General features: G+C 35.1%; 14 protein-coding genes. 7 read left to right on the forward strand and 7 right to left on the reverse strand.

Annotated elements, in window-relative coordinates:
* Positions 1-160: 160 nt before the first annotated feature.
* The 7 genes from ABYI63_RS13680 to ABYI63_RS13710 all read right to left on the reverse strand — a co-directional run bounded on the left by ABYI63_RS13680 (position 161) and on the right by ABYI63_RS13710 (position 11,191).
* Positions 161-439, reverse strand: coding sequence for a F0F1 ATP synthase subunit epsilon (locus tag ABYI63_RS13680; RefSeq protein WP_372757019.1), 279 nt, complete (start codon positions 437-439; stop codon positions 161-163).
* 74 nt (positions 440-513) lie between these two features.
* A complete protein-coding gene (gene atpD, locus ABYI63_RS13685) occupies positions 514-2,022 on the reverse strand; it encodes a F0F1 ATP synthase subunit beta (RefSeq protein ID WP_372757021.1) in 1,509 nt (502 codons plus the stop codon).
* 161 nt (positions 2,023-2,183) lie between these two features.
* Positions 2,184-3,743: a G-D-S-L family lipolytic protein gene (locus ABYI63_RS13690; protein ID WP_372757023.1), complete on the reverse strand. Its 1,560-nt coding sequence runs from the start codon at positions 3,741-3,743 to the stop codon at positions 2,184-2,186.
* Between the two features lie 11 nt (positions 3,744-3,754).
* Positions 3,755-6,502 carry a TonB-dependent receptor gene (locus ABYI63_RS13695; RefSeq protein WP_372757025.1) on the reverse strand — a complete coding sequence of 916 codons (2,748 nt, stop codon included), beginning with the start codon at positions 6,500-6,502 and terminating at the stop codon, positions 3,755-3,757.
* A gap of 212 nt (positions 6,503-6,714) precedes the next feature.
* Entirely contained in the window at positions 6,715-8,562 is a 1,848-nt protein-coding gene (gene glmS, locus ABYI63_RS13700; protein WP_372757026.1) for a glutamine--fructose-6-phosphate transaminase (isomerizing), read from the reverse strand.
* A gap of 148 nt (positions 8,563-8,710) precedes the next feature.
* Complete coding sequence (locus tag ABYI63_RS13705) at positions 8,711-10,357, reverse strand: DUF4270 domain-containing protein (protein ID WP_372757028.1); 1,647 nt, start codon at positions 10,355-10,357, stop codon at positions 8,711-8,713.
* A 24-nt stretch (positions 10,358-10,381) separates the two neighbouring features.
* On the reverse strand, positions 10,382-11,191 hold the full coding sequence (locus tag ABYI63_RS13710; RefSeq protein ID WP_372757030.1) for a glycogen/starch synthase: 810 nt from the start codon (positions 11,189-11,191) through the stop codon (positions 10,382-10,384).
* A gap of 195 nt (positions 11,192-11,386) precedes the next feature.
* Here ABYI63_RS13710 and panC point away from each other — a divergent pair, with 195 nt between their 5' ends.
* From panC to ABYI63_RS13745, 7 genes are all read left to right on the forward strand, one after another.
* Positions 11,387-12,238, forward strand: coding sequence for a pantoate--beta-alanine ligase (panC, locus tag ABYI63_RS13715; RefSeq protein ID WP_372757032.1), 852 nt, complete (start codon positions 11,387-11,389; stop codon positions 12,236-12,238).
* 13 nt (positions 12,239-12,251) lie between these two features.
* Positions 12,252-12,602, forward strand: coding sequence for an aspartate 1-decarboxylase (gene panD, locus ABYI63_RS13720; RefSeq protein ID WP_372757034.1), 351 nt, complete (start codon positions 12,252-12,254; stop codon positions 12,600-12,602).
* Between the two features lie 4 nt (positions 12,603-12,606).
* A complete protein-coding gene (locus ABYI63_RS13725; RefSeq protein WP_372757036.1) occupies positions 12,607-13,569 on the forward strand; it encodes a lysylphosphatidylglycerol synthase transmembrane domain-containing protein in 963 nt (320 codons plus the stop codon).
* Between the two features lie 109 nt (positions 13,570-13,678).
* Entirely contained in the window at positions 13,679-14,818 is a 1,140-nt protein-coding gene (locus ABYI63_RS13730) for an alpha/beta hydrolase (RefSeq protein WP_372757038.1), read from the forward strand.
* A 43-nt stretch (positions 14,819-14,861) separates the two neighbouring features.
* Entirely contained in the window at positions 14,862-16,220 is a 1,359-nt protein-coding gene (gene radA / locus ABYI63_RS13735) for a DNA repair protein RadA (protein ID WP_372757040.1), read from the forward strand.
* 320 nt (positions 16,221-16,540) lie between these two features.
* Positions 16,541-21,091: a LamG-like jellyroll fold domain-containing protein gene (locus ABYI63_RS13740; RefSeq protein ID WP_372757042.1), complete on the forward strand. Its 4,551-nt coding sequence runs from the start codon at positions 16,541-16,543 to the stop codon at positions 21,089-21,091.
* Positions 21,092-21,278: 187 nt separating this feature from the next.
* Positions 21,279-25,487, forward strand: coding sequence for a LamG-like jellyroll fold domain-containing protein (locus tag ABYI63_RS13745; protein WP_372757043.1), 4,209 nt, complete (start codon positions 21,279-21,281; stop codon positions 25,485-25,487).
* Positions 25,488-25,539 lie beyond the last annotated feature (52 nt).

Consider the following 25,539-nt stretch of genomic DNA (forward strand, 5'->3'; position numbering starts at 1 on the left):
ATCCAATTATATGTTGACTCCCAATCAAATGCACAAACAAAATAGTATCAAAAGAAAAAAATATAAAACTAAAAAAGGCAGTGACATAAAATCACTACCTTTAAATTATTAATTCTGTATCGCTATTTCAGGACGTCACATTATGATATTAAAATAAAGTTTAGTCTGCTAAAACGATCACTTTATTATCTTTCATTTCAATAGTACCAGATTCAATTTTTAACAAAGTTGTGTTTTTATCACCTTTGGTAAATTTATTTTGAACGGCTTCATCTAATTCAATATTACCAGTAATTTTAACAAAACCTTCTTTTAATATTGATACAATAGGAGCGTGGTTATTTAACATTTCAAAATTACCATTAACTCCTGGAACAGCAACGCTAGTTACTTCTCCGCTAAATAAAGTGGCTTCTGGTGATACAATTTCTAAATACATTTCTCTTTTAGTTATGAGTTATGAGTTGTAAGTTGTGAGTTTCAATTCTGAGGAACTCTGAACTCTGAACTTGATTACGCTTCCGCAAGCATTTTATCTCCAGCTTCAATAGCTTCTTCAATAGTACCTTTAAGGTTGAAAGCTGCTTCTGGAAGGTGGTCTAATTTACCATCCATAATCATATTAAATCCTTTAATGGTTTCTTTAATATCAACTAAAACACCTGGGATACCTGTAAACTGCTCTGCAACGTGGAATGGCTGAGATAAGAAACGTTGAACACGTCTTGCACGTCCTACCGCTAATTTATCATCTTCAGAAAGCTCTTCCATACCAAGGATAGCAATAATATCTTGTAACTCTTTGTAACGTTGTAATAACTCTTTTACGCGTTGTGCACAAGCATAATGATCTTTACCTAAAATATCAGCAGTTAAAATTCTAGAAGTAGAATCTAGCGGGTCTACCGCAGGATAAATACCTAACTCAGCAATTTTACGAGATAATACCGTAGTAGCATCTAAATGCGCGAATGTTGTAGCAGGCGCAGGATCCGTTAAATCATCCGCAGGTACGTAAACCGCTTGTACAGATGTAATAGAACCTCTTTTTGTTGAAGTAATACGCTCTTGCATCGCACCCATCTCGGTTGCTAATGTTGGTTGGTAACCTACCGCAGAAGGCATACGGCCTAATAATGCAGATACCTCAGAACCAGCTTGTGTAAAACGGAAAATGTTATCTACGAAGAAAAGTACATCTTTTCCTTGGCCATCACCAGCACCATCACGGAAATACTCAGCAATAGTTAAACCAGATAAAGCAACACGTGCACGTGCTCCTGGTGGCTCATTCATTTGTCCGAATACGAACGTAGCTTTAGATTCTTTCATTTTTGATTTATCAACTTTAGATAAATCCCATCCGCCTTCTTCCATAGAATGCATGAAATCATCACCATAACGGATAATTCCAGACTCTAACATCTCTCTTAAAAGGTCATTCCCTTCACGAGTTCTTTCACCTACACCAGCAAATACTGATAAACCACCGTGACCTTTTGCTATATTGTTAATCAACTCTTGGATTAATACTGTTTTACCTACACCGGCACCACCAAATAAACCAATTTTACCACCTTTAGCATAAGGCTCAATTAAATCGATTACTTTAATACCTGTAAATAATACTTCTGTAGAAGTTGATAAATCTTCAAATTTAGGTGCTTGACGGTGAATTGGTAACCCAGCATCACCTGCTTTAGGTAAATCTCCAAGACCATCAATAGCATCACCAATTACATTAAATAAACGTCCGTATACAGCATCGCCAATAGGCATTTGTATAGGCGCACCAGTTGCAACAACTTCTGTTCCTCTGCTTAAACCATCTGAGGAATCCATTGCAATAGTACGTACAGTATCTTCACCAATGTGAGATTGTACTTCTAGTACTAATAAAGAACCATCAGGTCTTTTAATTTCTAATGAATCATAAATTCTTGGAAGTTCAGCACCAGCACCGAATTCAACATCGATAACCGGACCTACTATTTGTGCAACCTTACCTGTAACTTTAGCCATTACTTATGTGTTTAATATTATGCGTTTTAATTGAATGAAAACACTTTTAGTTTCCGCGTGCAAAGATAATTTTTTTAATTTAAAATGAAAGTTGTTTTTTAAGCTTTTTTACAATATTAAAACGCCTTGAATTACAAGGCGTTTTTTAAGAGTGTTTCTAATTAATTTAATAATGGTGAATAATTTGTAGGATAATCACCTGCTTTAACAACATTCCCTGAAGCAATAAAGTTAGAGCCAAATTTAGCATCAATGGCTTCTAAAAATTTATTTGCCATGTAGGCATACCCTCTTGCGGTTAAGTGAATACCATCCAAACCAATGGCACCTCCTGTAACTAAGTTGGCATTCATGGTAAAGGCATCAAAAGAGATGCCTGTGGAAGCTAATTCTTGTAAAATAGTATTTAAATTTACTAAAGCAATGTTGGCATTCGAGGTTGCAATACTAGCAATGGTTGTGTTATAGGCATCGGTAGCTGCTGCAATTTCGGCTTGTTCACTAGGAATTAATACCCACTTGTCTTCTAATGGGTAAGTAACACCATTTATGTTAACCGGAGAAGGGGCTCCGGAAATAGTTTTTCCTATTTCAGTTGAAAGTGGGAGTACTAGCAAATCGGCAGCTGTTGCTTGTCTTGCTTTTCCAAAAATTGCACCAAATGCAGTGGCTGTTTGAGCTCCTAAAGTTGGTGTTAATGCAGCGGTTATTTCAGCAGATCTGTTTGTAGCGTTTTCATCATTTATTAATAATGGATTTGGAGCTGTTGCAGAAAGTAATTTTACACGGTTTGGTTCGCCATATGCTGAAAAAATATTATTTAAAGGACCATATAATTGGGCGTTTAATGCGCTAATGTTAGCCGATCCGCCAATTAAAGCTGGGGCAAGTGCATTATAAGGAACGGTTGTAAAGTGTGGTAAATCTGTAATATATGGTACATTGGTAACAACTCCTTTAGCCCCGTTAGAAGTCAATTGCGTTACCAGATAACTGAAGGTCGCATCGAAACCTACTCCTACAGGACCCGAACTAGGGGTTATTACATCGGTTCCATCTCCGCCAGAAAGAGCATATCCCAAAACATCATTACCTCCAATCTCAGATAATGTAAAGAATGTTGGGTTTTTAGCCATGGCATCACCTAGCATGGTTGCAGTAGGACTAGATGCCATTCTTATAAAATAAGGATTAGCTGTTTTTGTGCTTAAATTTTCAATGTTGCCATAGCCATTAAATAATAAATGATAACTTTTTGCACCAGGAACTCCCATGTTGTTAAAAGGGCCTTTTAGATTGTTTACAGCCAAATCTGTAGTAGAGGTAACAGGACCAATTATTGTAGATAAAGCTACAGGACCCGAACCACCAAACACCAATCTAGGACCTAAAGTTGACCCTGCTAATTGGACGCCACCATAGGCAATACCTCCAATATTGTCGTTCATTAAAGGTTGTGTAAATGTACCGCCTCCAATTTTTGAAAATTGTTGCGACAACATATTTGGGAATGAATTTGTTTGAGATGATATAAATAAAGCGCTATCGGTAAAACCGGCACTAAAAGATGCACCTAATGCAACGTAAGATGAAAAATCCACTGTACCAGCTGATAATTCTGGAGTTACTTCAATTTCGTAACGGCTTACATCTTCAATATCATTACAGGCTGCAAACCCTAAAAAGATTACTAACAGCCATATATATTTTGTATTTGTCATTGTCTTCATTTTTATAAGTTGTTAATAGTCCAAGAAGCATAATACATAGAGCCTATAAACCCTGTTCCATAAGCGGTGTAGTATTCTTTACCTGTAAGATTAGTGGCACCAATTTTGAAAATGGATTTTATACTTGGTACGGTTAAGTTAATTTGTGCATCAACTACATGAAATTCAGGTACTACACCATTAGCAAAGGTGGCTTCCCAAAAATAATCGTCACTAAACCTATAGGATACATTAAACCCAAAGTTTTCAAACAATTCAGTATTTCCAAATGACGCTTTAAATTTATGTTCTGGGGTATTGAAATTGGTGGTAAAGTCTGGATATTTACTTTGGTCGAAATCTAACTTTGCAAAAGTGTAGCTTCCGCTTAAATCATAATTTCCAAAAACTTTGGTTGATAAGCCAATGGAAGCCCCAAAAGAATTAACATCGGCAGGTGAATTTGTATACGTGCTATAGGCTTGGTAGTCTCCATTAGCAATCGCTGCAACTGAAGCCCCTCCATCACCAACTGTACCATAATAAGGCGAAATCACTACGGCTTGCGAAATAAAGTCTTTGTATTTATTGTAATAGGCACTAAAGTCGACTATCACACCATTAAATTTCCCTCGATAACCAATTTCTGCGGAAGTAACTTGTTCTGGTTTTATTAAATCTGGATTTGCAATTTCTAAAACTCCAGGGTTTCCTGTAGCAGCAAGTGCTTGTACAGAAGTTGCGGTATATGAATTTTCATAAGCCACACGTCCTGTTTGGGTATATGCGCCATCTGTATGAATATATCTATCTAAATTGCTAGGAGCGGCACCAATTAAAATGGCCCTACCAGCATTTAAACCTATAAATAAATCTTGGGTGGTGGGATTTCTAAAGCCGGTTTGTACAGAAGCTCTAATATTATGATCGTTGTTTACAGTTAAACCTGCAGAAATTCTTGGCGAGAAGAAACCATTAAAAAATTCAGATTTGTCATATCTAATGGAACCTGTTAATTTCAATTTTAAAAGGTCATTAAGTTCTAAATCTTTCTGAAGTTGTGTGTAAACACCAAATTCTGAATATTGAATAGGACTATCTTTGTCGGTATAAATGGTTCCAGAAGAGTTTAGATTGTATTTTCTGTAGGAACCACCGACTTGAATTTCAGCAAAATCAATTAAATGGCTGAAATTATAATTACCATCGGCGTGGTAATATTTTGAAGCATCTTGAAATTTGGAACCAGTTGATAAATCTGGATCGTTGATACTTTTGTTAAAAGCAGCATTAAAATCGTCGGAACCAGGAAGAAAGCGACCAGTGTCCGCTTGATTTCTTGCGGCTGCATGCGCCTCAGTATCATTAGCTCCAGCAAGTGTTGCACTAATATAAGCGCCCGTGTATTCGCCAAACCAAGTGTTATCATCTTTCCAGGCTCTATTAATATTAATTCCGGTGAATACCATATCGTAAGAATCTCCAGCTTTATCAGCTACTATATATCCTCTTAAGAAGAAATTCTCATTTTTCAACTCTAATTTATGTTGCTCTTGGAAGAAATTATCAATAGTATAGCGATTTGTTCCTTGATAAATGGTTGTTCCAGTTCCTACTTTTCCAACATATGATATTTCAAAAGCATCTTCAAATGGTCTATAATATAAGCCCCAATCCGCTTTTACACTTTCTGCATTGTAATCTGTAAGTGCAGCTTCATTATAACCTGTTCTACTAACAACAACATCAGGAACTAAATTAACAAGAGCGGGGTTTGGTAGTTGTGCTAAAAATGTTGGACTTTCTTTTACAGCTTTAAGATTTGTAGAAACTTCATCACCATAAATATTTACACCATCATAATCAGTATTAGCACGTGTGCCACTAATATTGGTTTTGTCCACTTCGCTATTAGCAGCCCAGTCGGTTCCTTTAAGGAATCCAAAGTTTATTTTTCCAGCAAACTTATTGCTAAATTTATGTGCTGCACGAAAACTCACATCGGTATATGGGTTGTCGCCTGATGCTTTTTGGGATGTAATTCCCCTTTTAATGGAGGTGCTAATACCTTGGTGATCAAATGGGTTTTTACTTCGCATGAATAATATACCATTAAATGCATTGGCACCATATAATGCCGAGGAAGCTCCTGGTAAAAGTTCAACGCTTAAAACATCTGTTTCGGTCATGCCTACCAAATTACCTATTGGAAAATTTAAGGCAGGAGTTGAATTGTCCATGCCATCCACAAGTTGCATAAACCGATTGTTAGCAAAAGTTGAAAATCCTCTAGTATTAACGGATTTAAAGGTTAAACTGTTTGTGTTCACATCAACACCTTTTAAGTTTTCCAAACCATCGTAAAAATCGGCAGAAGCGGTGTTTTTAATTTCTTTCAAGCCTAAACGTTCTACTGTTACAGGAGACTCAAAAATACGCTCCGGTGTTCTGGAAGCAGAAATAACAACTTCGTCTAACGAGGTTCCCTCTTTAAGAATGAAATTTAATTTTTGGTTATTTGAAGTTACTTGAATAGTAACAGTTTCAAAACCAACACTACTTGAACGTACGTTGAAGGGAGGACTTTGGTTAACGGTTAATGTAAATAAGCCATCAAAATTAGTAACTGTGCCGGTTGAAGTTCCAACAATGATAATATTTGCACCTGGAATGGGCTGATTATTATCGTCGGTTACCGTACCGGTAATTGTTGTTTGTGAGTAGATTATGCCACAAAAAAACAACATGAAATAGGGGAGGATTGTTTTCATTTATAAGAATTAGTTTTAGTTTAGTTAAACCAATATAGATATATTAATCCTGATTTTAAAGAAATTGACATTAAATTATGCGCGCATAGTATAAAATTAACAAAAAAGTGCTTATAAAAACACTTTATTAGCAACAATAACGTCTAAAAATGAGAAATCCCTATAAATAATATTAAATTTATAGGGATTTATTTTTTGGAGATAAACTTCAGTTATTCTACTGTAACAGATTTTGCTAGGTTACGAGGCTGATCTACATTTTTGCCTAATAACACAGCTATGTGATAAGATAAAAGTTGTAAAGGAATGGTTGTTAACAATGGAGATAGAGATTCCATGGTGTCAGGTACTTCAATTACGTGGTCGGCTAATTCTCTAACCTGAGTATCACCTTCGGTAACAATTCCTATAATTTTTCCTTTTCTAGATTTTATTTCCTGAATGTTACTTACTACTTTTTCATAATGTCCTTTTTTTGTAGCAATTACTACAATAGGCATATTTTCATCAATTAAAGCAATAGGGCCGTGTTTCATTTCGGCTGCTGGATAACCTTCTGCATGAATATACGAAATCTCTTTTAGTTTTAAAGCGCCTTCAAGTGCAACGGGGAAATTGTAGCCTCGGCCTAGGTATAAACAATTGCGTGAATCTTTATAAATATTAGCAATGTTTTTTATATGTTCATCTAATGTTAACGCTTTTTCAACTTTTTTAGGGATTAACTCTAATTCTAATAAATGCTGACGGAAGTCTGAACTACTTATTGTGCCTTTGGCTCTAGCCAAGCGTAAGGCAATTAACGTTAAAACTGTAATTTGAGTAGTAAATGCTTTAGTTGAAGCCACGCCAATTTCTGGGCCGGCATGCGTATATGCACCAGCATTGGATTCTCTTGCTATTGATGAGCCTACAACATTACAAACTCCAAAAACAAAAGCGCCTTTAGATTTTGCTAATTTGATGGCTGCTAAAGTATCGGCAGTCTCGCCAGATTGCGAAATAGCGATAACTACGTCTTTTTCTGTAATTACAGGGTTTCTATATCTGAACTCAGAGGCGTATTCTACTTCTACAGGAATTCTTGCTAAATCTTCAAAAATATATTCAGCAACTAATCCTGCGTGCCAAGAGGTTCCACAGGCTACAATGATTATACGATCGGCGTTCAAGAATTTTTTCATGTTATCTTCAACACCAGCCATTTTTATTATAGCTTCGTTTCTTAAAAGTCGACCTCTATAAGTGTCTGTAATCGCTTTTGGTTGTTCATGTATTTCTTTTAGCATAAAATGATCATAGCCGCCTTTTTCAATTTGCTCAAGGTTCATTTGAAGTTCTTGAACGTAAGCAGGTACGATAGAATCATCTTTTATCTTTCTAACCTTAATACCTTTATGAAATCTAATGATGGCCATTTCTTCATCTTCAAGATAAATGGCATTTTTTGTATATTCTAAAAATGGGGACGCATCACTTGCAATAAAAAATTCATCTTCGCCAACACCAACAGCTAAAGGGCTCCCTAAACGGGCAATAACAACTTCTTCTGGCTTGTTTTTATCAAAAACGGCAATGGCATACGCGCCAATCACTTGGTTTAGTGCGATTTGAACGGCTTGACCAAGTTTTACATTTTCTTGTTTTTTTACGTCTTCAATTAAATTTATTAAAACCTCGGTATCCGTATCCGACTTGAAAGTGTAACCTCTAGAGATTAATTCTTGTTTTAAGGAATCGTAATTTTCTATAATCCCGTTATGAATAATCACTAAGTCGCCAGAATTGGAAATATGTGGATGGGAGTTTACATCGTTAGGTACACCATGGGTAGCCCATCGGGTATGACCTATTCCAACATTACCATGCTTGGTAATTTCTTTATCGGCAAGAGTTTCAAGGTCGGAAACCTTCCCTTTGGTTTTACAAACTTTTAAATCTGTACCATCAAATAATGCAATACCAGCACTATCGTAACCTCTGTATTCTAAGCGCTTAAGTCCTTCTATTATAATTGGGTAAGCTTCTCTTGTTCCTAAATATCCTACAATTCCACACATAATTTAATAATTTGATTTAGGGCTTTTATATTAAAAGCAAATATGTAAAATAAATACTAAAAATAGATAATTATTATTTCAAGTCCTTATTTTTTACGATAAAGTACAATTTAAAGACTTAAAAAAGAATAATTAGCAATTACAGGAACTATTTTGTTTCTGTATAAAATATTTTTAATTTCATTTTTCGATTTTCTGGAACAGTGGGTTTTGTTCCGTATAACTTTGTTCCTCTTGGAGTTATTATGCTTACTGTTGGAACTGCGGTTACTTCATCTGTACTATTTAAAATTTTAGCAGTACCAGTATAGTTTACATTACTAGATAAGGTTAGCCCAATTTTAGTGTTGGTTGAATCTCTTAGCAAAATATTATTAAAATGCTCAGTTAAATGAATTTTGTATTTTGAAACATTAGCATCTGTATTTCGTAATCCTAAATGAAAATAGGTAGAATAGTATGGTTTGGAGTTGTTGGTGCCAATAGGGTCGGCTAAATAATCGTTTAAATAAATGTTGTTTTTTATGTCGTATGCATAAAGCCTATCGTATTTATGGTAATCAGAATCGCCATTGGTTTCAAGCGTTTCATCTTCATAAACTATTAATTGCACATCGTTTATTAAACGTTTTAGAATATAATTACCATCTTCATCCTTTTTATACTCATTATTTCCAAGTGGAACTCTATAAGTATTTTTAAAATCTTCTAAAGCTGTTGTACCACTAAATAAATCTACAACAGCCATAGATCCTTCGGCGCCTTTTAAATATAGAGTTTCATCGCCTTCGGTTCTATCTCCGTCTTGTAAAGGTACTGCGCTATAGTCGTTAGAAAAGGTATTAAGGATGTTGCCAGAAAACCTTAAAACATAGCTATCTTGTACTCTTTCGTCTTCTACAGTTGAATCTTTTGAATAATGAATTGTAATATTAGCATTGGTTGATGCTAAATTTAGTAACACCATACTGCCAGTGCCATCTATAGGTTCTGCTTTAAAATAGAGTCCTCTGAAATAATTAATAAAGTCGCTGTACTTACTTAAAACGGCGTTACCTTCTTGGTCTATAATGGTTGTTTTCCAGAAATTAATGTCTAAATTTTCTCTTAAAGCAGGAACCGATTGTGTTTTAACTTCATCTTCGCCCTCACCAACACTTGTTACGGTTGCTTTGCTAGAAGGCGTAATGTTTTTGCTTAAAATTTCCGAGCCTTTTAGGTTATCAAAATTTATTGTTGAATAGCCATTTGTAACAGTTCCGTCCGCATTAGAAAAATAATTTTGTCTTTCGTTAGTGTTCGAGTTTGGGTCGAAATCCCGTAGGTAATAATTATTTTGATAAATACTTAATTTAAAAGGTTTTATATCCTCGTTAGGTCTGCCATATAAAGAATCTAGAATGGTATAGATTGTGTTACCAGATTCATCTGTACCTGTAACTCTATTGAAATATGGAATAGTTAAAACTACAGAATCAATAACTGTGTTTTCACCAAAATCAGTTATGTAACTAGCTGGTATTACCTGAGCCACGATACTCGCAACGGTTTGTCCGTAAGCAGGATCATTATAAACTCCCAAAAGGTTAGAAGACAAACCATTTATTTGAAGTTTTTCTAGTTTTTTATTGTAGGCAGCTATTTGTATGCTGGTACTATCTGTAATGAAATTTGAATTTTCATCTCCAAGAACATCACTTTCAATTACAGAAAAATCTTTATCACAAGCCAAAAACGAGGCTAAAACTAGAGAAAATAATAAGGAAAATTTAAGGGCTTTAATGGTCTTCTTCATATAGTATTGAAATGATGTAATAGGTTAGCCTAAAACGCTAGTGTTAAAAAATGTTTTATAAGCTTCGCCAAATTCATCTTTGCTTTGGTATTCTAAAACTGGTTTTTTTGAGGCTTTTAAATAGGCTTCTAATTCTTTTGGTATATCCTCGGAACCTACTATTAGTGCATCTGAATAATCAATAGCAACTTTCATTAAGTTAATGTATGACGGTTCTTCTAGCACCTTAATAGCGTCTTCTTTTATGTTGTCAAATTTAATTTTATTGTGCATATCTTTATTTAACGTATTGTTAAAACTTTGATTGTACACAGAAGTCACTATTTTACTTTCATTAAATAAAGGTTCGTCTTTGTAATATTCTTTTAAGTAAACAGGTAATAAGGATGCCAACCAACCATGAACATGAATTATATCTGGAGACCAGTTTAATTTTTTAACAGTTTCAATGACACCTTTAGCAAAGAAAATAGCACGTTCATCATTGTCTGGAAATAGTTTCCCCTCTTCATCGGTTAATGTAGCTTTTCTTTTAAAGTATTCATCGTTATCAATAAAATAAACCTGAATGCGCTCTTTAGGTATGGATGCTACTTTAATAATGAGTGGCATATCTAAATCGTTTATCACTAGATTTATCCCGGAAAGTCTGATAACTTCATGCAGTTGGTGTCTACGTTCGTTAATATTGCCATACCTTGGCATAAAAATCCTTATTTGACCACCTTGTTGATTTACCAATCTTGGTGCCTCAAACGACATTGAAGAAATTTCGGTTTCTGGCAAATAGGGTACTACTTCAGATGATACGTATAATATCCTCTTATCTTTCATATGTTTGTTTTTGTTGTCTTTTGCGGTTATGCGCCTTTAGTTTTTAGCATTTCTACCAAGAGAAATGTTAAAAAGCTTAACCCATAATCGCGTTTCTTATTGAGATTCGAAATAAAAAACACGCAAAATTACAAAAATTTATGCAGATTGCTTGTAAAAATCTTAAGTTTGCACCCGTTAATTTTATATTGAAACGTGAAGGTTTACACAGAAAAACAACAAATTGTAGCTGCAATAGACAAATTTAAAGCTGAAAACAAAATTTTAGGGTTAGTTCCTACAATGGGAGCATTGCATGAAGGACATTTAGCTTTAGTACAAAAAGCATTAGAAAACAATGATTATGTTGTGGTTAGCATCTTTGTAAATCCAACACAATTTGATAATAAAGAAGATCTCGTAAAATATCCGAGAAATTTAGAACGCGATCTAGAATTACTAAAAACGCTAGACGAAAACAAAATATTGGTGTATGCTCCAACGGTTGACGATATTTATTGTGGTAAAACAGAATCGGAAAAATTTAATTTTGATGGCTTAGAGTTTGAAATGGAGGGTAAATTTAGACCTGGACATTTTGACGGGGTTGGTACAATTGTAAAGCGTTTTTTTGATATTATAAAACCGGATAATGCTTATTTTGGAGAAAAAGATTTTCAGCAATTACAAATTATTAAAAAACTGGTTGAAAAATATCATATCCCAGTAAACATCATTCCTTGCCCGATACATCGTGAAGAATCGGGATTAGCAATGAGTTCTCGAAATACACGTTTAAAACCGGAGTATTTAGAAGCGGCACCTTTCATATATAACACATTAAATTCTGCCAAAGTGCATTTTGGCACAAAAAGTGCTGATATAGTTACGCAATGGGTTGAAAGCCAGTTTGAAAGTCATGATTTATTAAAATTAGAATATTTTATTATCGCTGATACTACAACCCTAAAAACAGTAAAACATAAAACAAACAATAAAGAATATAGAGCATTTATTGCAGTTTATGCTGATGATATTAGACTAATTGATAATATCGCTCTAAATTAATTATCTTTGCCACATGCAAATACAAGTAGTAAAATCTAAAATTCACAGAGTAAAATGTACCGGTGCAGAACTTAACTACATTGGCAGTATTACTATTGATGAAGATTTAATGGAAGCCGCGAACATGATTCAAGGCGAAAAAGTGCAAATAGTAAATAACGATAATGGCGAACGTTTAGAAACCTATTGCATTCCAGGACCAAGAAATACTGGTGAAATTACCCTAAACGGTGCGGCAGCCAGAAAAGTTTCGGTGGGTGATACCCTCATTCTTATAACTTATGCTTTTATGGATATAGAAGAAGCTAAAGTATTTAAACCCTCACTAGTTTTTCCAGACGAAGCTACAAACTTGTTAAAATAACCGTTTGACGCAAAAAATATTAAAATCACTAAAAATTATACTCCCATTATTACTGGGAGTTTTTTTAGTGTGGTACTCGCTATCTAAAGTTTCTATTCAGGAAATTCTAGTTTATTTGCGAAAGTCCAATTATTGGTGGCTAGTGTTCGGTATGTTTTTAGGCCTTTTAAGTCATTTATCAAGGGCATACCGTTGGCGTTTTCAGTTGGAACCAATGGGTTATACCGTAAAATTTCCAAATAGTGTAATGGCGGTTTTTGCAACCTATTTAATAAATTATACCATACCACGAGCGGGCGAAGTTGCCAGAGCTTCCATCCTTACAAATTATGAAAATGTTCCTTTTGAAAAAGGTTTTGGCACCATTGTGGCCGAACGTATTGCCGATTTATTGGTAATGTTGGGAATAATCATCGTCACACTCTTTCTTCAATTCGATTTTATTTACAGTTTTTTTGTTGAAAAATTCAATCCATCTAAAATTGCTATAGTTATAGTTACCTTTATTTTAATTGTTTTCGTTTTTATCAGGTTCATTAAACGAGGTAAATCGAACTTTGCCATTAAAATAAGAAACTTTGTAAATGGCCTGATTGAAGGAGCTTTAAGTGTGTTTAAAATGAAAAAAAAGTGGGCCTTCATTTTTCACACTCTTTTTATTTGGACCATGTATGTGCTAATGTTTTATGTAACTTCATTGGCTATTGAAGATTTAGAAGGTATTTCAACAGGTGCCATTTTAATTGGATTTATTTCGGCAAGTTTTAGTATTGCAGCTACTAATGGTGGTATAGGTTCGTATCCTTTAGCGGTTTATGCGGCTTTTTCCATTTTTGGAATTGCACAAGAAACAAGTATAGCCTTTGGCTGGATTATGTGGGCATCGCAAACAGTTATGATTATTGTTTGTGGTGGGTTGTCGTTAATCTATTTGCCAATTTATAATAGGAATAAAAGACTAAAATAAAAGCAAGAAACAAACGACAAAACCTTACAACGTATTCTCTTTTTTTTTTGTTTTAAGTAATTTCATACCTTGCATTACAAATCTCAAATCATTGTATAAAATGAAGTACATGTTTTCTCTTATTTTAGTTTTATGTTTCGTGGGGAGTTTTAATGCCCAGGTAAAATACGAAACCTTCGAGTCGCAAAGGTTAGGACAAACCAGAGAATTAAAAATTCAATTACCAAGAAGTTACAGTGCAAGTGATTCCAAAAAATATCCGCTTTTTGTGGTGTTAGATGGTGATTATATGTTCGAGGCTGTTGCGGGTAATGTAGATTATTATACTTATTGGGAAGATATGCCTGAGGCTATTGTAGTTGGTATAAATCAATATGATAAGCGTTATGATGATTGTTTGTATTCTGAACAAAACTCGTTGCCTTTTGAAACAGGCTCTCTTTTTTTCGAGTTTATTGGAGCAGAACTTCTTCCGTATATAGAGAAAAAATATAAAGCATCTAATTTTAGAGTAGCCGTAGGCCATGGTGAAACAGCAAACTTTATTAATTATTATTTATTGAAATCTGATCCTATTTTTAAAGGGTATATTAGTATTAGTCCAGAATTGGCTCCAAAAATGATTGACTACCTTCCTGTTTCATTAGGGAAGACTCAAACAAAAACGTTCTATTATTTAGCAAACACTAACAACGATGCGCCAACTGTGAAGCAGATGAGTGATGCTTTAAATGTCGATATTTCAGCATTAAATAATAAAAACCTGTTTTACACATTCAATAATTTTGAAAAACCATCGCATTACTCAGTGCCTACACATGCAATTCCAAATGCTATCGAGTCTATATTTAAGGTGTTTCAGCCTATAAGTAAAGAAGAATACAATAATGTTATTTTGAAATTAGACGGTTCACCAGTTGATTACCTTGAAGAGAAGTATAAAACTATTTATGAGTTATTTGGGATTAAAAAACCAATTTTAGTGAATGATTTTAAAGCCATAGCCGCCTCCATAGAAAAAACCGAAAGGTATGAATATTATGAAGCCTTAAGCAAAATAGCCAGAGACGAATACCCCAAAACGATGTTGAGTAATTATTATCAAGCCAGAGCATATGAGGAGGCAGGTGATACAAAAAAAGCCATGCGAGCCTATCAATCTGCTTTTTCTCAAGAAGAAATTGCGGGGCTTACTAAAGACTTAATGCTTCAGAAATCGGACGCAATTAAAGCCGATTTTGGCTATTAAATAGAACTCATTACCAAACATAATACTTAACCCCGAATAATTAATGGCTAAAGTAAAAACAACTTTTTTTTGTCAAAACTGTGGTTCGCAATATGCTAAATGGCAAGGACAGTGTAATGCTTGCAAAGAGTGGAATACGATTGTTGAAGAAGTAATTCAAACACCAGAAAAAAGCGATTGGAAATCGCCAACAGCGGCAGTAAAAAAAGCAGCTGTGCCATTACGAATTCAGGAAATAGATGTTTCTAATGAAGCCCGTTTGGATACGTTTGATGGCGAATTTAATCGCGTGCTTGGTGGTGGAATCGTACCAGGGTCCTTAACACTTTTAGGAGGCGAACCAGGAATAGGGAAAAGTACCTTATTGCTTCAAATTTCATTAAAATTACCTTATAAAACCTTGTATGTTTCGGGTGAAGAAAGTCAGAAACAAATAAAAATGCGTGCGGAACGTATTAACCCTAAAAACAATAATTGTTACATTCTTACAGAAACTAAAACGCAAAATATTTTCAAACAAATTGAAGCTTTAGAACCAGATATTGTAATTATCGATTCGATACAAACGCTTCATAGTGATTATATTGAATCCTCTTCAGGAAGTATTTCTCAAATTAAAGAATGTACTACCGAACTAATAAAATTTGCTAAAGAAACTGCAACACCTGTGTTATTAATTGGTCACATAACCAAGGATGGTAATATTGCAGGACCAAAAATATTGGAGCATATGGTAGATACGGTTTTGCAGTTTGAAGGAGACCGTAACCATGTGTTTAGAATTTTACGTGCTCATAAAAACCGTTTTGGTTCTACAAACGAATTGGGAATTTACGAAATGCAAGGCTCGGGTTTAAGAGAAGTAACTAACCCTTCCGAGATATTAATTTCTAAGAAAGACGAAGAATTATCAGGAAATGCTATCGCTGCAACTCTAGAGGGCATGCGTCCATTAATGATAGAGGTTCAAGCATTAGTTAGTACAGCAGTATATGGTACACCACAGCGCAGTGCCACGGGTTTTAACGCCAAACGCTTAAATATGCTTTTGGCAGTGTTAGAAAAACGGGCAGGTTTCAGGTTGGGTGCTAAAGATGTGTTTTTAAATATTACAGGAGGTATAAATGTAGATGATCCTGCTATCGATTTAGCAGTTGTGGCTTCTATTTTGTCTTCAAATGAAGATGTTGCATTACAGAAAGATATTTGTTTTGCCGCAGAGGTAGGGCTTTCTGGTGAAATCCGACCTGTTCAACGTGTAGAACAACGTATATTAGAAGCTGAAAAATTAGGTTTTTCAATCATTTTTGTATCTAAGTACAATAAAATTTCTCTTAAGAAAACAGCAATTAAGATTCAACTAATATCTAAAATTGAAGATTTAGTTGGTTTTTTGGTGTAAGTTACCTTCAATTTTATACATTCTTGATTGCTAATTTTTTTACACTTTAACACTGTTTAACGATAAAAATAGTCTTTTTATCTGATTTTTTTTAGGTTTTTTCAAATTTTTAATCTAATATTGTAAACTATTTAATCAAAAAATAAGGTTTTGGTTAAATGTAAAACGAATATTACTTCCCTCAGTTTTATTTCAAACGTGCTATTAAACCAGTTATTCAACTGATTTATTCTTATCATGCATTTAAGAAATAATTATCTAAAGTGCTGATTAATAGTTTATAATAAATTAATTTTTGGTTTCCTCCGAATCTATTAATTATGAAGATAAAATTATTATTTTGCTTGTTTACTGTTTGTTATTTAGCTGGTTGCAATGTATTGTCAGCTCAAACTAATGCCTCAAGTATTCGAACTGGGGTGACTTTTCAATGGAATGATACGCAAACTAATTCGAACCAGCCTGCAACAATTAAAAGTGTTACCATTAATAGTGTTGTTTATGACCATTACGGTTTGCCAGCAAGTTATGAATTAACACAGTTAGGCCCAAACGGACATAGCTCAAATCAAATAAGAAAGAATGGAGCTACTATAGAAACAACTAGTGCAAGTGCCACATGGAATGCGTCTGCCTTAGCTTCTTTTCAAGATTTAAATTTAAACCATTATTTTGAATCGAGTTCCAACGGGCGAAATATTTGCAATAATTATACCTCAGAACAAACAACCGATTCACAGCGACAAACGTTAACCTATGGTACTGGTATTTTTGCAAGTTCAAGTGGTGTTATTGCCATTACCGAACGAAATGCCAATAATTGTTATCATGTAGAACTTTTTGGAATTCCTGCAGGTGGTGGCCCTGTACAATCTCTAGGAGAAACTTTTGTAAAGGAAACAACCACACAGTGGGGTTTTGGTGGAACAGGCTCTTCAGGTAGTATGGGGACTCCAGGTACAGTGAAACCGCCAGCATCTGGTACGGATTATTGGTTAAGCGATCGTGTTTTAGAAAATAAAGGAACCATAGGAATAGCATTGTTTTATTTGGACGATATTGCGCCAAAAGGTTCGATTATTACCAAGGCGCAATTAACAGCATCTACAAGCGACCACGCCGATGGCAAATTATTTATTTTCACCTTGCCAGATCAGGATAAAGATGGCTTCAGTAATATTGATGATTTAGATGATGATAATGATGGAATTTTGGATGTAGATGAATGTTCCGATTTAGGTAAGCTACCATTGCTAAATCCCGATTTTGAAGTTACAGACATTCTGGCTTTAGATGGAGGGCCTACAGATGTAACGCCTACAACTGGACTTTGGAAAGGAGATGCCATAAACATTGCAAATTGGAAAAGCTCGGATGTTACAAATAATCATTTGGAAATTTGGCATAATTCGCAAACGGCATCTAATGATTCTGGAGGAAGAGCCTTCTCAGGTTCGCAATGGGCGGAAGTTAATGCTACAACAAATGATGGCTTATATCAAGATATTGCAACAACACCAGGAGATGTGTTACGTTGGTCGTTTGCACATAGAAAACGAACGGGTTATGCGGGAAGTGCACTACAGGATGTGGTTAGGTTACTTATTGGCGACCCATCAGGCACGTTGAGCAGTATGGGAGACTTTAGCTCCGCTGGAGATTCCTCATGGACAGAGCATTCAGGAATCTATGTGGTGCCAGCAGGTCAAACAACAACTAGACTAACATTTACTGCTATTTCAGTTGCAGCCGGTGGTTCTGCAACAACTTCTGGCAATTTTGTTGATAAGGTTCAATTATACGTACTTCCTAATTGTGAAGACACCGATGGGGATGGATTGCCTGATTATTTAGATATTGATAGTGATAATGATGGTATTCCAGATAACGTGGAAGCGCAACCAACTGTAGGCTATATAGCACCGAGTGGTATGGGATATGGTATTTTAGATACCGACCAAAATGGTGTTGATGATAATTACGGAATAGGTTTCACATCGTTAGTAGATACAGATGGAGATGGTATACCTGATTTTAGAGATTCAGATAGTGATAACGATGGGTTATTGGATATAGAGGAAAATGGTATGGCAGATGCCATCGTGTCCTTTTCTGATTTTGATAACGATGGTTTAGATGATATTTTTGAGGGTTCAAGTACAGATGACTCCATTGATGTAAATGATGATATAAATATCCCAGCCGAATCCGTTTTACCGGATACGGATAATGATAGACTTTTGCCAGGAGGCGATTTAGATTACCGCGATTATTTTAATGTGAACCCACCCGATTCTGCAACTATAGATTTTGATGGTGTTGATGATTATTTAAGCAGTAGTCTTAATTTAAGTGGTTACGATCAAGCAACTGTAATGGCATGGTTCCGGATAGATCCTACATTTTCTAGTTTGGGAACCGTAATAAGCCAGGGGACTTTTGAGATTCAAGTAAATTCATCAAAAATACCAGTTGTGAAATTAAATGGTTCTTCGGTTACCTTACCAGTATCGGCAACTTTAGTTGCTAATCGTTGGGCACATATAGCAGTTGTTTTTGATAAAACTGAAGCAACTAATAAACTAAAAATTTATTTTAATGGTAACTTATTAGGAACTGCAAATGATGCTGGTCTGGCATCTAGTATTTCTGCTTCATCAAGTGCCTTCACTATCGGAAAAAAATCAAGTTCAGATACAGCATACTTTAATGGTGATATTGATGAGGTGCGTGTGTTTAATAGTGCTGTTACAATAAGTCAATTACATAAAATGATTAATCAAGAAATTGTGAATATTTCAGGGATTGTTTCGGGTGCTGTAATTTCAAAATCCATTTCAGATGATACTACATCATTAACCATTCCTTGGACTAATCTACAGGCTTATTACCCAATGACTAGCATCCTTAATTCCACAACCACCGATTATTCATCTAACGGCTACACGGCTCAATTGAATTATATTAAAACCATTCAAAAGCAAACTGCACCTATGCCTTTTGTTACTAAAAGTGATGGCGATTGGCACGATACAGCTACGTGGCTTCATGGCAATGCTTGGGATATTGCTAATGTTAGTAATACCAACATAAGTAATATTGTTAAAGTTTCAAATGATATTAGTGCCAGTAGCACCATTAATACGTTAGGTTTAATTATTGATTCTGGCGGAAAACTATCAATGCAAGGTGATAATCTTATTCAAAACACCTGGTATTTAAAGCTGCATGGTACATTGGATTTATTTGAGGATTCCCAATTAATACAAACCATAAACAGCGATTTGGTAACCTCTGCCTCAGGAAAACTATTAAGAAGACAAGAAGGTACCTCAAACAAATACCGATACAACTATTGGTCATCACCAGTGGGGGCGTTAGGTGCAACAAGTTTAACTAATAATAATGCAGCAACCAACAATAACAACAACTCGGCTTTTAAGTTAAATATGCTGAAAGATGGAACCGGTACTAATTTTCAGTTTACCCCAGCATATGATGAAATAGGAAAAATTAGCACTTACTGGTTATATACTTATAAAAATGGACTAACCTATTGGGATTGGGCCGCTATTACGCCGAGTACCAACCTAGCCCCTGGAGTTGGTTACACGCAAAAAGGTACGGGCAGCGTGGAGACACAACAGCAATATCTGTTTGAAGGCAAACCAAATAACGGAACCATTTTGATAAATGTGACTGATAAAGGTGGCAACGGTTCCGTAACCTCGGTATCAAAAACAGAATATCTTTTAGGAAACCCATATCCTTCAGCATTGGATGTTTATAAATTTATAGATGATAATGCCGGAATTATAGATGGCACTTTGCAAGTTTGGCAGCAATGGGCAGGCAACTCTCATAATTTAACTGAATACCAAGGGGGATACGCTCAGGTTAATAAAACGGGATCTTGTAAGGCTTATCAATTTGTTGGTTTAGAGGGTGAAACTAATGGCGTACTATCGGGTACATTGCTACCAACTAGGTATCTTCCGGTAGGGCAAGGATTCATTACGGAAATTATTAAAAGCGGAACGGTTGTTTTTAAGAACAGTCAACGTGTGTTTATTAAGGAAGTGGATGCTATGGGCGACCATAATACAGGTTCAACCTTCTTTAAATCGACAACTTCAAAATCAAAAAACACAGCAGCATTAGAAGAAACAGGAACCAACCAAATGCAGAAAATGCGTTTGGAGTTCAACGCAATTGTTGGTCCGCAAACCAGAAGAGAGGTGTTGTTAGGATTTAGTGAACTTACTACCGATGGTTACGATTATGGTTACGATGCCGAATGTGATGAAAATAGTAACAATGATTTAAACCTGAATTTGGAGGGTAAAAATATGAACATACAGGCCTATAGCCCTATAACAAGTGATAAAGTTATTCCATTAAACTTTAAATCATCTGGTAATAATACCTTTGAAATTAAAGCAACCGAGTTTATAAACATGTCCGAAAATCAGGAAATCTATTTAAGAGACCATGTTACAGATATGTATTTTGATTTAAGGCAGCAAACGGCTTATCGTTTTACGGCAACTCAAGGTAAGTTTAATGGCAGGTTTGAGATTGTTTTTCAATCAAAACAGCAAAGTTTAAGTGCTGAAGAATCACAAGTTTCAGAAAACTTTATTTACTATCAAAATACGGATAATGTATTATATGGTAAGAAGTTAAATGCTTCTATTGATAAATTGTCAATAGTAAACATGCGCGGTCAAATAATACAGGAATTTAATAATGTTTCGCAGGAAACTCTGTCCAATGGTTTACAAATTAACAAGGTAGCTTCAGGGGTTTATATGGCATGGTTTAAAGCGGAAACCGGACAGGTATTTACTAAAAAAATAATAGTGAATTAAGAAGTGTAATATGTTCAGTTATAGATTGAACTATTTTTTGAATGAGTCATAAATCCTAAGAAAGGACGTAGTTCGTCGATGCTTAAAAGAGGCAATAGCAGTTTATAGGATAATTTGATATTTTGACGATTATAATATGTAACTAATTGTAAATTAGTTAATTTACAAGTCCCAAATCTATTGCATCATGAAAACAAAACTACTATACAGTCTTTCTGTGGCTTTTTTTGTGCTTACATTTTCTTTTGCGCAAAGTTCAGATATTAATATAAGAGTTAAGTGGCCTAGTAATTCGTATCAAAATAAAGTTGAGGTTTATAATACAACTAACGATTTATTACTAACCATTTGCGACAACTCCCAATGTTATACGGCCACTCAAACCGCATCTAATAATACTTATGCGGGTAAGTACGATCTTGGTTGTGTTACTAATGGAGCAAATTATTACATTAAAATTTATAATAGAGCTAATGTTAATTGGTCCAGTGGTAGTTTTGTTTCTGTAAAAGTAGGTGGCGTTGAGGTTATTAACGATAACGGTGTTGGCGCTAATGCTACTGGGAAAATTGTTTATTTTAATGTTTCTGGAGGTGATGCTACATGTAATGCGATGTTGGATACTGATGGAGATGGAATACCAGATTATTTAGATTACGATGATGATGGAGATGGAATAACCGACGCTCAGGAAAATTTAGGTCAGGAACGGTTTAATTGTACACTGCCTGCTCTAGACTTTTATAATGGTGCTTATGATGCATCTGCAAGTGCCGGAGTTCCAGCTGGTGCTGTTGGTTCGGTATATAGGTTTGGTAATGCGTTAACAGGCTATGACGTTTTAATGAAAGTAATGGAGCTAACTAATACCTCCATTACTAATATCGATAATGATTTAGTAGACAATCCAAACTATTTGCAAACCGAACTCACTTTTACTGGAACAGGTACTCCAGGAGCTACCTTTCAGTTTACTATTGTTAATGCAGGAACTACAACGCCATCTACCGAAATTTTTAGGGTCAATGGTATTACCTGGGATTGTGATGGAACAGCAAGCTTAAAAGAATCTGTAATCTATTATAATGCGGCAGCATATGGTGTTGAAAATCCAACAGATTTAAGTGTTGTTAATCTTGGTGGAAATAATATAGAAATGACATCGGGTGAAACAACTGTGAATGGTTTTTCAACCTTACCTTGGTTACGTGCCTATTATCAGTTTATTGGTAATTCTTTTTCCATGCGTATGCAAGCTGTAAAACCAGTTGCCGGGTCAGCAATGAGACAGTTTGGAATGTCCTTTACACAATGTGAATTTTTAAATTTTAACGCCAACTCTTTAATCATTGTTAATGGTGAAGATTTTGATGGCGATGGTAAATACAATTACTTAGATTTAGATAGTGACAATGATGGTATTCCGGATAATGTAGAAGGACAAACCACCTTAGGTTATATTTCTCCTTCGGGCATAGTTAATAAGCAAACCGGTATCGATTTGGTGTATGGAACAGGTATTGCTGTGGTTAATACAGATTACGATAAGTACCCCGATGTTTTAGATTTAGATAGCGATAACGACGGTTTATTAGATATCGAAGAAAACGGTATGGCCAATGCCATTACCACTTTTACAGATACGGATAATGATGGAATCGACGATTTATTTGAAGGTTCTAATGCTAATGACCCCTTAGATGTAAATGATGAGATAAATACCCCTTCTGCATCTATTTTACCAGATACGGATGGCGACAGGTTTTTACCAGGTGGCGATTTGGATTATCGCGATTTGTTAAATGTAAATCCACCAGCTTCTGCTACCATAGATTTTGATGGTGTAGATGATTATTTAGATAGTGAATTAAACTTAAGTGGCTACAATCAGGCAAGTGTGATGGCATGGTTGCGTATAGATCCTGCTTTTTCAAGCAAAGGTACTATCATAAGTCAAGGAAATTGCGAGATTCAAATAAATGCATCCAAACTACCAGTTGTAAAGCTAAACGGATCTGCCGTTACTTTGCCAGGATCGGCCACGTTAGTTCATAATCGTTGGGCGCATATTGCCTTTGTTTTTGATGCCACAGCAGCAACCAACAAATTAAAAGTATATTATAATGGTAAATTATTAGCAACTGCTAATGATGCTGGTTTAGCTTCAAGCATTGCTACATCATCAATGGCGTTTACTATTGGGAAAAGTTCAAATTCAGACAGTGATTATTTTAAAGGTGATATTGATGAAATGCGTGTATTTGATGTGGCTTTAACCGAGAGTCAATTACATAAAATGATTAATCAGGAAATTACAAATGTATCTGGCAATGTATCAGGAGTTGTAATTGAAAAGGCTATTACGGATAATACTTCAGGTCTAGCTATACCTTGGGCTAATTTGCAGGCCTATTATCCAATGACGGATATTATTAACTCCACAACAACAGATTATTCTTCAAAAGGGAAAACAGTAAAATTATACAATATAGCAACCATACAAGAGCAAACAGCTCCTATGCCATTTGTTACTAAAAGTAATGGTGACTGGTGTTCAGCGGCCACGTGGCAGCATGGCGACGTATGGGATATCGCCGATATTAGCAACACCAATTTAAGTAATATTATAAAAATTACGAATGATATAACCGCAAATCAATCAATTAATACATTGGGATTAATCATTGACACTACGGGTAAACTTATAATGAATGCTGATAATCTGCTAGAAAACACTTGGTATTTAGGTTTAAAAGGCACTTTGGATTTAAAAGGGGACTCCCAATTAATTCAAACCATGACGAGCGATTTAGTAACTTCAGCCACCGGGAAACTACTACGTAGGCAAGAAGGTACTTCAAATAAATACAGATATAACTACTGGTCATCGTCAGTGGGAGCATTAGGCGCTACCAGCTTAACAAATAACAATGCCGCCAGTAATAATACAAATAACACCGCATTTAAGTTAAGTATGCTTAAAGATGGTGCTGGTGGTGCTATGCAATTCACTTCTGCATACGATCAAATAGGGAAAATAAGTACATATTGGTTGTATACTTATAAAAACGGGCTAACCTATTGGGATTGGGCACCTTTAACATCCATTACCGATATAACTCCTGGAATAGGTTATACCCAAAAAGGGACTGGCAATTCAGGAGCACAACAACAGTATCTGTTTGAAGGTAAGCCAAATAACGGAACTATTTTAGTGAATGTTATTGATAAAGGTGGCGACGGTTCCGTAACTTCAGTATCAAAAACAGAATATCTTTTGGGAAATCCATATCCTTCAGCATTAGACGTTTATAAGTTTATAGATGATAATGAAGGTGTTATAGATGGTACTCTTTTAGTATGGCAACAATGGGCAGGTAACTCCCATAATTTAAGTGAATACGAAGGTGGTTATGCTCAGGTAAATAAAACAGGTTCCTGTAAAGCCTATCAGTTTGTGGGTTTTGAAGATGCCACAACTGGCGAACAATTGGGAACATTATTGCCAACACGATATCTTCCGGTAGGACAAGGGTTTATGACAGAAATTGTAAATAGTGGTACAGTTGTGTTTAAGAACAGTCAACGTGTGTTTATTAAGGAAGTGGATGCTATGGATGACCATAATATAGGTTCAATCTTCTTTAAATCGACAAATTCAAAATCAAAAAGCACAACGTCTGTTGAAGAACAAGAAATAGATCAGATGCAAAAAATCCGTATAGAGTTTAAATCTATTGTAGGCCCACAAACCAGAAGAGAAATACTTTTGGGGTTTAGTGAAATTACTACCGATGGTTATGATTATGGTTACGATGCCGAATGTGATGAGGCCAGTATTAACGATTTCAATCTGAATTTAGAAGGCAAAAATATGAACATACAAGCCTATAGCCCCATAGCAAATGATAAAGTAATTCCATTAAATTTTAAATCATCGGGTAATAATACATTTGAAATTAAGGCCACCTCCTTTGAAAATATAGCTGAAAATCAGTCGGTTTATTTAAGAGATAATTTAACAGACACCTATTTTGATTTAAAACAGGAAACCGCCTACAGGTTTACCTCCACACTAGGCAAGTTTAATAAGAGATTTGAAATTGTTTTTCAATCCAAACAACAAAGTTTAAGCACGGAAGAGACGCAATTATCAGAAAACTTTATTTATTACCAAAGTAGCTCAAGCACCTTATATGGTAAAAATCTAAACAAGGCTATCGATAAATTATCTGTTGTAAATATGCGCGGACAAATTGTACAGGAGTTTAACAATGTGTCTCAGGAATCCTTAAAAAACGGGATAAAATTACAAAATATGGCCGCAGGTACCTATGTGGCTTGGTTTAAAGGGAATAGGGGTCAGGTTGTTACAAAAAAAATAATTATTAATTAGTGTGTTAACTTTTAAAATAAATTTACTGTTACATAGGTAATTTTTTAAGTTA

This window comes from Mariniflexile sp. (genome assembly GCF_041583155.1).
Taxonomy (GTDB): domain Bacteria; phylum Bacteroidota; class Bacteroidia; order Flavobacteriales; family Flavobacteriaceae; genus Mariniflexile.